This window comes from Pedobacter sp. 01T416_2, from assembly GCF_056398925.1.
The window spans coordinates 1-12,243 of record NZ_JBFTQI010000158.1 but is presented as its reverse complement, the minus strand read 5'-3'; the positions used below and the strand labels follow the sequence as shown (position 1 = coordinate 12,243).

7 protein-coding genes are annotated in these 12,243 nt (G+C 40.3%); all 7 read right to left on the bottom strand.

Features of this window, described 5'->3' with window-relative positions; genetic code table 11:
• A partial coding sequence (locus AC1DPQ_RS09035) for a TonB-dependent receptor (RefSeq protein ID WP_477608898.1) occupies window positions 1–1,516 on the bottom strand: 1,516 nt, incomplete at its 3' end.
• Between the two features lie 385 nt (window positions 1,517–1,901).
• Window positions 1,902–2,630, bottom strand: a complete 729-nt coding sequence (locus AC1DPQ_RS09030) for an acyl-CoA desaturase (RefSeq protein ID WP_215131673.1) — start codon at window positions 2,628–2,630, stop codon at window positions 1,902–1,904.
• A 140-nt stretch (window positions 2,631–2,770) separates the two neighbouring features.
• Window positions 2,771–3,268 (bottom strand): cupin domain-containing protein, encoded by a 498-nt coding sequence (locus AC1DPQ_RS09025; RefSeq protein WP_025142534.1) that lies wholly within the window; start codon window positions 3,266–3,268, stop codon window positions 2,771–2,773.
• A gap of 375 nt (window positions 3,269–3,643) precedes the next feature.
• The gene (locus AC1DPQ_RS09020) at window positions 3,644–5,200 is read right to left on the bottom strand and encodes a RagB/SusD family nutrient uptake outer membrane protein (protein WP_477582705.1); all 1,557 of its coding nucleotides are present in this window, start codon (window positions 5,198–5,200) and stop codon (window positions 3,644–3,646) included.
• Between the two features lie 25 nt (window positions 5,201–5,225).
• Window positions 5,226–8,426 carry a SusC/RagA family TonB-linked outer membrane protein gene (locus AC1DPQ_RS09015; RefSeq protein WP_477608896.1) on the bottom strand — a complete coding sequence of 1,067 codons (3,201 nt, stop codon included), beginning with the start codon at window positions 8,424–8,426 and terminating at the stop codon, window positions 5,226–5,228.
• A 663-nt stretch (window positions 8,427–9,089) separates the two neighbouring features.
• Window positions 9,090–11,360 carry a catalase/peroxidase HPI gene (gene katG, locus AC1DPQ_RS09010; protein ID WP_477608894.1) on the bottom strand — a complete coding sequence of 757 codons (2,271 nt, stop codon included), beginning with the start codon at window positions 11,358–11,360 and terminating at the stop codon, window positions 9,090–9,092.
• A gap of 256 nt (window positions 11,361–11,616) precedes the next feature.
• On the bottom strand, window positions 11,617–12,243 hold a 627-nt coding region (locus AC1DPQ_RS09005; protein ID WP_477608893.1), incomplete at its 5' end, for a hypothetical protein.

The following is a 12,243-nucleotide window of genomic DNA, read 5'->3' as shown; positions in this document are numbered from 1 at the left end:
TAGTATATTCCGTTCTTAAACCACCTTTAAACTTTAATTTTTTGGTTAAGTTGAAGCTAATTACACCATAAGCTGCGGCAACATCTTGATTATAATCAAAGTCTTGTGACGAAAAATCGAACTGGCTTCTAATTTTACGAAAAATACCTTTTGCGCCAACTTCTAAGGTTGTTGATTTAGAAAATGGATACGTATAATCAGTTTGAACAGTGTACTCATTATTTTTACTGGTATTATTTCTTTCAGTAGTTACTCCTGTTAAAGAATCCTGAGGAATAAGCGTATTACTAAACCTTTGCGGCGTACGGCCGGTAGATAGCTGCGCAGAAATAGAAAACTCTTCACCTTCTTTTTTAGAGGTCTTTTTATAATCGACATTCCAATCCATATTACTGAATGTCATATCCATATCGCTGATATTTCTTTGACGAATACTATTATAAATAAAATCCGATTCACCTGGACCTCCATTTGAAAAACGGTTAAACTTTACATTAGAGCTAATGTTGTTATATGCATTAAAATCATAATCAACACCTAAACTACCATTTAAGCCATCTCTGCTCCATTTTGAGAAACCGTCTTGTGATAAATTGTTAACACCCCCATTATTTAGTTTGGTGTTGTTAACGATGACAACCCTCGAATTCTGAGCGTATGCAAAATTTCCTCCTAATGAAGTATTAACACTTAAACGGCCCGTTTTTGCAGTTAAGTTAAATGCACCGTTGTTCTGACGTGTACCTGCAGAAGCATTTACCGAACCACTTACGCCTTGTGCATTAGATTTTTTAGTAATAATATTGATGATACCTCCAGAACCTTCTGCATCATATTTAGCTGATGGACTGGTAATTACCTCCACACTTTTAATCTGCTCTGCAGGGATCATTTTTAAAGCATCAGCAACGCTGCTGGCCATAGTACCGGAAGGCTTGCCATTAATTAAAACGCGTACCGCGCCACCACGCAACTGCACGTTGCCATTAATATCAACCGATAACATCGGCACCTTACGCATTACATCAGTTGCATCACCGCCAGCGTTTGTACCATCTGCTTCTGCGTTATAAACCATTCTATCGATTTTATTTTCGATAACCGCTTTTGTTCCCTGAACCTGCACATCTGCCAGCGTATTTTCGCTTGATGAAATATAAATTGTACCTATATTATTATCGGGTTTGGATGGCGTGGTGGTAACCAAAACAGATTTTGTTTTGTAGCCCATAAAACCGATCATTAGCTTATAAGAATCAGGCGATACATTTTGTAAGCTTAATTTCCCCTTTCCATCGGTTACACCACCGTTTACAGATTTGTTATCTTTTGCAGTAACCAACGATACCGTTGCGTAGTCAATTGGTTTTTTAGTTAGTGAATCGAGTATAATTGCGGTAATACGTCCGGTAACGGTAGATTTTTTTGGTCCTCCACCCAAGCCGCCGCCAGTAAACTGGGCATGCGCGGTAAAAAATAATCCAAGGATGAAGGTAAGTAGTAGAAGTTTTTTCATGTTAAGAGTTAGTCTTTTGTAATTAGTCTACGCAAATTGCATTTTGTTACAATTATAAGCTATACTTTTTACACTAACTCTATCAATTTGTCGGCAAACACTACGCTTTTATCGGTAAAAGGAATTATGGATGACAGTAAGCCCCTTATTGCTCTTTGATTACACTCAAAACCATGAAATGAAACTTCTGACAGTCCTCCAACAGGATAACAAGTTGTAAAGATTAATTCCGTGATTCCAGTGTTTCCGTGGCGGAAAAAAGCTATGGCTGGTTTAGTGAACCAAACGGAAAAAACAAATGGTCTGTGAGGACACAGACCATGGAATAAATCCCGAACATTCGGAATAGTATGACGAGCACTTAGCTTTGAGCTTTAGTCTTCCCTTAAACCTTTCTAATTTTTATAATACGCATCCAGTGCAATACCTTCATTACCGGATAGGTTGGATCAAATTCCCACCATTTGGTAGCAAAGTTAGGACTGTTTGGTTTTTTGTGGTGGTTGTTCTGAAAAAGTTCGCCCATTAATAAGAAATCCCAAGGTAATGAGTTTTTGCTATGATCATCATTATCATGGTTAGAATAGCCATATTTATGACCACACCAGTTTACAATTGCCCCATGTAAAGGGCCCATCAAAAAGTGGATCGGCAATAAAATAAACAGCCACCAGTGGTTGGCAAAAGCAACATAAAAACCAATGTAAAATAGGCCGCATGCAATTCTCCAGGCCCATGAATTTCCAATCTTATCCACAATTGGCCATTCAGGATAATTTCCCTGGAAAGCTGGCTCTGGCTGTATTTTAAATTGCAGATAATTCATGTACATATTCTTCGTTGCAACCATCATCCCGAAAACATCTTTAAAAAAATGTGGTGAGTGTGGATCTTTCTCTGTGTCGCTATAAGCATGGTGCATCCGGTGCAGAATGGCATAAGCCCTGGGGTTTAAAAATGATGAGCCTTGCGAGATCAGCAATATCAGATAGAAAAACCGCTCCCAAAAAAGCTCCATTTTAAACATCTTGTGCGACGAGTAACGGTGAAGGAAAAAGGTTTGGCTAAACAGGGATAAAAACCAATGGCAAAGAAAAAAAATGAAGATAATCATGTAAGGATGTATATGCTTTATAAACGTATTTTGAGGGCGTTTAGTTTTTAATCGTGTAGAAAAAACGCTTTAAATTAAGCGTTTAGACAAAAAGAATCCTGTTCCAATGCATAGAACAGGATTCTTTTTTAAATTATTTATTATCTACCGAAATCGTCTTGAACACGTACGATATCGCTTTCATCTGATGGATTTGAAGCATCGGTATGTTGCCATATTTCTGCTACAACACCCCAATCTTCTAAACCGATTAAGCGGTGGCGTTCACCTTGTTGTAATTTGATCTGGTCTTTTGGAGCATATTTTTTCACTTCACCTTCTTCATCAGTTTGGCTGGTTTTAATACCAACAGTACCGGTTACCACTTGCCAGATTTCGGCTCTGCGGTGGTGATATTGCCACGAAAGACGTGTATTTGGTGCAACGATTAAAATTTTCGGACTTAATTTACCGCCAATTTTAAGGTCTTCAACATTTAATCCATCAAAATAAGTATCGGCAAATTGTTGCGCCTGTGCTTCATCTATTACAAAAAAACCACCCCAAGGGCGTGTTTCATCGCGGTTTACTACATTAAAACCTTCAATTTTTAAACGTTGTGCTACGCTTTCGAATATTTCTTTTTTGTCGTTTGTCATTGATAAAATATTAGTTTTCTAATAATTGTCGAGGTTCACAGGCATCAATTAATCTCCCTGTGTGGTTCTATAATTTGCCGCAAAAATAAGTCTAATAAATTAAAAAAGCCCCTTCACTCCTTTTATTTTTTTAAACTCAATTTATGAATTACCGTAAAATCTGCCCATACAATAGTTAAAGACTATAAAATTGCTGATAAACACCTCCATTGCTTTAGTATGCTCGCGAGCGGCGGCGAGGGATCTCTATTCGGTTGTGCTTCAGCCGAAACGACGATGAAAACGGATGCCTCGTATCGGGCACCCGTTTTTTTGTTAAAACATTATTTATGGTCGGTGTGACACCAACCATTAGAAATAATAAAATACTGTTGTTTAATAACCTGGATTTGGAGTCAGGTTAGGATTGTTTTTGATTTCTGAAGTAGGAATCGGGAACAATAAATGTTTGGTTTGCAAAGGTTGGTTTACACTTTTATTAATGTGGCCAACAAAATTATCAAAACCATTGGTGCTTTCATTGTACACTTTACGTAACCGCACCATATCAAACCAGGTAACGCCCTCGTAGCACAGTTCGTGCCAGCGTTCTCTCCAAACGGCTTCTTCAAACTGTGTTTGGCTCAAACCTGCAAGATCGGCCAATTGCGCTCTTTTTCGTACTGCATTTATAGCAGTATAGGCTGCAACATTCGGACTACCATCTGCCCTGTTCTGTGCTTCGGCATAAATTAATAAGGTTTCGGCATAACGGATCTGTGGAATATTCAGATCGCTCCTGCTGGTACCTTCTACACCTAGTGTTCCATTTGCAATCAGATCGAAGTGTTTAAAAACATAAGGCTTACCGCGGTTAATCAACGGCATTTTAAATCCATCGGTATAATAATCGGTAAAGAAATAACCTTCTCTGTTTTTAGCCCTTAAATCTCCCGCCTCATACGAACCATAAAAATCTGCGGTTGGAATAGCCGTTCCAATGCCATCAATTTTAGAAACCAATGGCTGGTGCAAAGGTAAATAAGATGATTGCAAGGGGTTACCAGATCCGGCAGCATCATTGTATTGGATTCCGAATAAATGCTCTATTTTATTGTCATTCTTCGCATCGTGAAGGGCTCCATAACCAGGGAACAAGCCAAGTGATGCTGGATTCCCGGTTGAATAATCGATTACCTCTTTGGCCTTATCTGCAGCTAATTTATAATACGCTGCTCCTTTGTTAAGTGGCTGTCCGGCCATGGTTAAATATACTTTTGCCAGTTCAGATTTAATTGCTGCTGTAGAAACACGTCCACTCGCATCCATAAAAGGCAGACCTGCCGCTTCTGCAGCAACCAGATCATCAACAATGAGTTTGTATACCTGCTCTTGTGGTGTACGGGAAGGAGAAAAATTGGGATCGTTAGGACTGGTAATCGGTTTAGTGATTAAAGGCACATCGCCCCATAAACGTACCAGGTAAAAATATGCCCAGGCCCTGATGAAAGCAGCCTCTCCTAAAATCCTTTTTTTCTGTGCATTGTCCATCGGGTTAATGCCCGGAACTTTATCCAACACCAGGTTAGCTTGTGCAATCACTTTGTAAAAGCCGTTCCAGTTTTGGTTAACATGCAGGTTTGTTCCATCATAAATTAATGAATACAAATTGTTCAGATCGGAGTTTTGTGCTGTTTCGGTAGATTGTATGCCGGTTGGTGCATCAAGCATCTGCCAGTTGTTGGAATAAATACCGGCACCGTTTCCAATAAACCGAATCTCTGCATAAACAGCAGCAATACCTGCTTCCGCATGTTCTGGTAAAGTATAAAAACTATTGGGCGAAAGATTGGTGGGATCTGTTTCATCTAAAAACTTCTTACATCCCGAGTTTGCGATTATAGCGCCGCTTAGCAACAACAAAGCAGCGATATTTTTTATGTTCATTTTCATGTTGATATCCTTTCTTTAGTTAATGTTATAATCCAATGTTTAAACCTACCATGAATGTAGTTGGCTTTGGATAATCGAAAAATGTTTGACCCTGTGCAAATGCATTTCCATAGGTAGTTACCTCAGGGTCGTTACCTGTATACTTGGTTGCCAGGAAGAAATTTTGAACAGATGCATAAACACGAAGTTTGCTTAAGCGTAATTTTTCGACAAGTGTTTTATCAAAAGTATAACCTAGTAAAAGGTTTTTTCCACGGATGAAAGAACCGTCTTCTAACCAATGGGTATCCACGTTGGTAACATATCCGGCAGATTGATCCCTGATTGCGGCGATCGGTGTATTTTGATTCTGAGGAGTCCAGGCATTCAATACGCTGGCAAAGCTATTGGCCTGTACCTGTCTGTCTTCACCCGAGTGATGGGTCATATTCAACACATCATTCCCATAAGAATATTGAAGTTCTACAATCAGCTCTAAGTTTTTATAGCGGAATGAGTTACCAAACGACCCCCAGCCTTTCGGCGTTCCGTTACCAATAATCTGACGGTCGGCATCTGTAATGGCATGATCGCCGTTTACATCTAAATATTTAATATCGCCAGGAAGCAAAGTTTTACCACCCCGGTAACTTACATATTGGGCTGCTTCTGCCCTTTCGGCCTCGCTCCAGGTTCCTAAACGTACAAGCCCCCAGAATGAACCCACAGGCTCACCTACCCTGATAATACCAGTTTGATTGGTGAAATTTGGGTTACCCACACCAAAAATATCATCAGGAGTAGCCAAAGAAAGTACCTTGTTACGGTTAAGGGAGATATTGAAGCTGGTTTTCCAGGTAAAATTGTCGGTTTGTACATTTACCGTATTAATCCCTAAATCTAAACCTTTGTTCTGCATAGACCCGATATTTTTTCTGATCACCGAATATCCTGTGGTACGTGGAACCGGGGCATCCAATAACATATCGGTTGTTTTTCTATAATAAAGATCGGCCTCTAAATTAATGCGGTTGTTAAACAAACCTAATTCTAAACCCGCATCAACCTGTGCTGTTTTTTCCCAAACCAGATCCGGATTGGCCAACCTGCCGATACCAATACCGGTTACCTTACTATCATTAATAATAGCTGAGTTATTAACCAATGTGGCGAGCGATTGATACGCAGGGAGCTCTGAGTTACCACTTAAACCATAACTGGTTCTTAGTTTTAAGTTAGAGATAGTTTTGTTTCCTTTAAGAAAATCTTCGTCTGAAGCTTTCCAGGCCAGTGCTGCCGAAGGGAAAAAGGCAAACTTATGGTTCTCTCCGAATTTGGATGAGCCATCTACCCTACCTGTAAAAGTAACCAGGTATTTATCTTTAAAAGCATAGTTTAATCTTCCAAAATAAGAGTTAAAAGCCGATCTGTTCCGGCTAGAGCCCACTGTAATCGATTTACTTCCAGAGCCCATGTTATTGTTTCCGTAAAAATCGGTTACAAAATTCTCCGCATGGCTGGTATTGCTAAAGAAGCTGGTGGCCTGCCAGGAGATACCCAATAACGCATTAATGGCATGCGATTCGGCAAAACGTTTGTTATAGGTTAAATAGTTTTCCAGTGACCAGAAGGTTTCCCGATCATCGGTTACATTGGCCGTTCCATTCTGGCCATCAGAGATACCGTATAATTGTTTGGCATTGTACTCATTAATGTTACGGCTCACAATATTGGCCCCTAACTGGGTACGGAACTCTAAATCTTTGCTAAAGCTGATGGTAGAGTAAATACTTCCCAAAGCAGTTTGGGTAACCATTCCATATTTTTGATCAGTTAAGATGTGCACCGGATTAGAGCCTCCTTCTGCCCATGGAATCAGTTTATTATCGCCCCACTTGCCATCTGCCAGTTTAATCGGTAGAAAAGGAAATGCTTCTGTAATCATACGGACCGAATTTAAGCCGCCAGTTCCCTGATCAACAATGTTTTCATTCTGGTTATTGTAGCTCAAATTACCGCCTACCTTTAACCATGGTTTAATTTTACTATCGAAATTAAACCTGCCCGAATATCGTTTTAAATAAGAGTTCAGTAAAAGTCCCTGGTCATCGCGGTAGCCTGCAAAAACACCGTAAGTACTATTTTCGTTTCCACCTGTAAAACCCAGCTGGTGATTTTGCGAAAGTTTGTTCTGTGTAGATTCTTTTAACCAATCGGTATTATATAATGGATTTCCATTGCCATCGAAAAATTGAGGTAAGGCAATTCTGGCTGCTTTTGGAACGGGTTTGGATGCGTAACTTCCTGCTGCCCAACCTACCGGATCGTAAACTTTAATATTCTCATAAGCCAGATCCTGCACTTTAACGTATTCGAAGGCATCAAGCATCTTAACATGATGTGCCGCCAATGTATTTATACCAAAATCTGCATCATAGGTAATGCGTTGGGCATTTGCTGTTCCTTTTTTAGTGGTGATTAAAATTACCCCATTTGCACCCCTTGCACCGTATATGGCCGTTGAAGAAGCATCCTTTAACACCTCTACTGAAGCGATATCGCTTGGGTTAATGTAATCGATAGCGTTACTGTTCTGTGTTTGCGATCCCACTGGCAAAGCCACACCATCTACTACATAAAGTGGATTGTTGCTTGTATTGATTGAACTAAATCCACGGATTTTGATATTAGTCTGCCCGCCGGGCCTACCCGAGTTGGTGTTTACTTGTACACCAGAAATACGGCCAGCTAGTGCCTGGTTTAGCGATGAAGACGGACGTTCCTGAAGTTCGCTGGCTTTGACCACACCAACAGAACCCGTAAGATCTGTTTTTTTCACCGATCCATAACCAATTACCACTACTTCATCTAACTTATTGGCTTCGGCAGGTGCCATTTTAACGCTAATGTTAGCTTCATTGCCTACTGTTATATCTTTATTTTGATAGCCCACATAAGAAAAACGGATCACATCGTTTGTGTTGGCCTCAATGCTGAATTTACCAGCTTCGTCGGTTACAGCAGTTTTACCTGACGAAATGTTTTTGATGCCAACTCCAGGAATAGGCATGTTTTTTTCGTCTAATACGGTCCCTGTAATTACTTTTCGGTTTTGGATATGCACTAAAGGCATATTTAGCTCAGAAAATCCATCGGATTTTTCAGCAACCGGATTCATCGAAAAAGCAGGACTATTGAGCAAAAAAAGCACAGAAAGCCCTGAAATCTTTAGTAGATTGATTTTCATTGGTTTAGGTTTAGTAAATGGTTAGTTAATAATATATAATTCAACTGCTAGCAGCTAAAACGTTTTATCAATTATTCAATAAAAAATAATTGACTGCAAATCATCATCTTTAATCAGAAGGCTTTGAGTTAAAAGCAATTGTGTGATGGGAGATCGTATTTTTAAACGGGTTAAAAACTACACACAAATAAACTACACAGACATATACTGCACCACAGGTAGCAAATATTCCTAAGCTCATCATCATATTCGGTTATTGATAAATCGATTTATCAATTCAATATTAAATATTTTATCACAAAATCAAGAATATTATTTTGATCAGTAGAAGTACACTATCGTATAAATCCGATTACAGTATGATTACTTTTACAGGCGCAAAAATTTTTGAATAAGTATTTCAGGCAAATCAAAAAATGGCTCACTCTAAATTCACTATGCCTCACCTACTTAAGTGTATTTTTAAGAATTTGATAAAAAAATTAAGTTTTTTTTCAAGAGAAAGCACATCAGGTTTCTTATCAGTAACATTGATCAGCATTGTATCGCGAATGTTGTGTTTGGGCCTTGCCGTATATAAACTATCAGACCATGATAAAAAACGATAGTACAAAAAAGGCACCGAAATTTCCGATGCCTTTAAATGTTGCGCTGTATTTCTGATTAATTTAAATCAAAACGATCTAAATTCATTACTTTATTCCAGATGGCCACAAAGTCTTTTACAAATTTACCTTGTGCATCTGTGCTTGCGTATACCTCTGCAATAGCCCTAAGCTCGGCATTAGAACCAAATACAAGATCTGCACGGGTTGCGGTCCATTTTGGCTGACCAGTTGAACGGCTGCTTCCAATATAGAGTTCTTTATCTTCTGCAACAGCTTTCCATGCGGTTTCCATATCCAAAAGGTTTACAAAAAAGTCGTTAGTTAACTGGCCGGGTTTTTCTGTTAAGACACCATTTTTCGAGCCATCAAAATTTGTATCCAACGCACGTAAACCACCTACCAACACCGTCAGTTCAGGTGCTGTTAAAGTAAGCAACTGGGCTTTATCAATCAGGAATTCTTCTGTAGGAACAGGAGATTTTGAATTACGGTAGTTACGGAAACCATCAGCAGCTGGCTCTAAATAACCAAAAGATTCTACGTCGGTTTGTTCTTGCGAAGCATCCATTCGGCCTGGTGCAAAAGGCACTGTAACTGAATGGCCCGCAGCAGCTTTTTCTACCGCAGCAGCACCTGCCAATACAATTAAATCGGCCAGTGAAACTTTTTTGCCTTCAGCTTGTGCACCATTAAATTCTTTTTGGATTCCTTCCAATACGCCCAATACTTTCTGCAATTGTGGAGGATTGTTAACTGCCCAATCTTTTTGAGGAGCCAAACGGATCCGTGCACCATTGGCACCGCCACGTTTATCAGAACCGCGGAAAGTAGAAGCCGAAGCCCATGCAGTAGAAACCAGTTCGGCCACACTCAATCCTGAAGCCAATACTTTTGCTTTTAATGTTGCGATATCACTTTCATTGATCAATGCATGGTTAACAGCTGGTATCGGATCTTGCCAGAGCAATTCTTCTTGTGGTACATCTGGCCCTAAGTAACGTGCCAAAGGCCCCATATCGCGATGGGTTAATTTAAACCATGCCCTAGCAAATGCATCAGCAAACTGATCTGGGTTTTCTAAGAAACGTCTTGATATTTTTTCATAAGCCGGATCGAACCTTAAAGAAAGGTCGGTGGTAAGCATCGTTGGCAKGTGTTTTTTCGATCCGTCAAATGCATCAGGAATAATGGCGGCTGCATTTATAGCTTTCCATTGATGAGCACCGGCAGGGCTTTTCGATAATTCCCATTCAAATCCAAAAAGGTTTTCAAAAAAATTATTGCTCCACTGCGTTGGTGTTGTGGTCCAGATTACTTCCAATCCACTCGTAATGGCATCAGCACCTTTGCCAGAAGCATAACTGCTGTTCCATCCTAAACCTTGACTTTCGATACCGGCGGCTTCAGGCTCTTTGCCCACGTGATCTGCTGAAGCAGCACCATGGGTTTTACCAAAGGTATGCCCGCCAGCAATTAATGCTACCGTTTCTTCATCATCCATTGCCATGCGGCCAAAAGTATCCCGGATATCTTTCGCAGCAAGAATTGGGTCAGGGTTTCCATCAGGGCCTTCAGGGTTTACATATATTAATCCCATTTGCACGGCAGCAAGTGGTTTTTCTAAGTTACGTGAGTGAACATCTCCATCGGCATTGTCATCCGTAACCACAACACCGTGTGCTTTATGCGCACCGTCAGAACCGTGTGCATAACGGAGATCGCCACCCAGCCAGGTTGTTTCCGAACCCCAATATACCGATTCATCAGCCTCCCAAACGTCCTCACGCCCACCGGCAAATCCAAAGGTTTTGAAGCCCATCGATTCTAAGGCAATATTACCGGTTAAGATCATTAAATCTGCCCATGAAATTTTGCGCCCGTATTTTTGTTTAATCGGCCAAAGTAATCTGCGGGCTTTATCAAGGCTCACATTATCCGGCCAGCTGTTCAGCGGTGCAAAACGTTGTAATCCGGCACCAGCACCACCACGGCCATCGCCCACTCTGTAGGTCCCGGCACTGTGCCATGCCATGCGGATAAATAAACCTCCATAGTGACCAAAATCTGCCGGCCACCAATCTTGCGAATCCGTCATCAGTGCATGAAGGTCTGCCTTTAATGCGGCTAAGTCTAAACTTTTAAAAGCTTCGGCATAACTAAATTCGCCGTCCATTGGGTTGGATAAGTTAGAATGCTGACGCAAAATACCCAACTTTAACTGCTTTGGCCACCAGTCGCCATTTCGGGTACCGCCACCACCTACATTACTTTTCATGCTGCCATTATGAAACGGGCACTTGCTAATATCGTTCGATTCTTTTTCCATATATTTTTTGTTAGTATAATCTAATTCCTTATTAAAGCTTAACCGGAATATTATAAATTTAGAGAATTGAAAGAACTAATCACAATCATTTAATTCTATAATGGAATAGTTAGAATCTATTACTATGCTATATCAGCAATTTAGGAGGATGCCAGGGCTTAGATCATTAAAATTTAACCTTATGTTAATCCTTCCTTAAAATAAAAAGGCCACATTAAGTATTTAAATTTCGGAAGGTATGATGTAGCTGGCTTTCTCAGAATATACCCAGAAATTTCTTCTTCTTTTTACCGTTCTGTTTCCTGGCTTTTTCGGTTGCTTTTACTTGCTGGGGCCATTGCATTTTTGCTTTCCGGATGCTGTCTTCTCTCGCTGTTTGCAGCGCTTGCCTGTATTGCTGATTTGCGATTTCAAATGGCGACCGGTATGGGGTTGTCGGCGAGGCCGTAATATTATTGTTTTCTGTCTTAACTAAGCTGTAAACTACAAAGGCAACAACTAAGGTGCAGGCAGCAGCGTAGCCTAAAAAAGCCTTTCTTGACGCATGGATGTAATTTTCCTGGTGATATTCACCAGTCGAACTATTGTATTTTATTCCAGCCTTGAAAGCAAGGGGTTTTAATGTTGCCAGCTCTTTTTCAAGCTTTTGGTTCTTTTTCTGTGTATCAACATATAAACCGGCATAATGTAAGGCTTCGTTGGGTATAGTATTTTCTCTGTGCCTGATGTCTTGTGGTACCGACAATATTCCCGCATTAACTGCCTTCTGCAGTTCCATTCCATTGGCATACCGTTCATCTGGATTTTTTTGCAGGCATCGCCCGATCAGCTCAATCAACCAGTGGGGTACCTGCATCTCCGCATGCAGAATATCGTCCTGAAA

Excerpts from the sequence above, each read along its gene's own strand:
- AC1DPQ_RS09030 (WP_215131673.1), bottom strand. The coding sequence starts at position 2,630 with ATGATTATCTTCATTTTTTTTCTTTGCCATTGGTTTTTATCCCTGTTT.
- AC1DPQ_RS09025 (WP_025142534.1), bottom strand. The coding sequence starts at position 3,268 with ATGACAAACGACAAAAAAGAAATATTCGAAAGCGTAGCACAACGTTTA.
- AC1DPQ_RS09020 (WP_477582705.1), bottom strand. The coding sequence starts at position 5,200 with ATGAAAATGAACATAAAAAATATCGCTGCTTTGTTGTTGCTAAGCGGC.
- AC1DPQ_RS09015 (WP_477608896.1), bottom strand. The coding sequence starts at position 8,426 with ATGAAAATCAATCTACTAAAGATTTCAGGGCTTTCTGTGCTTTTTTTG.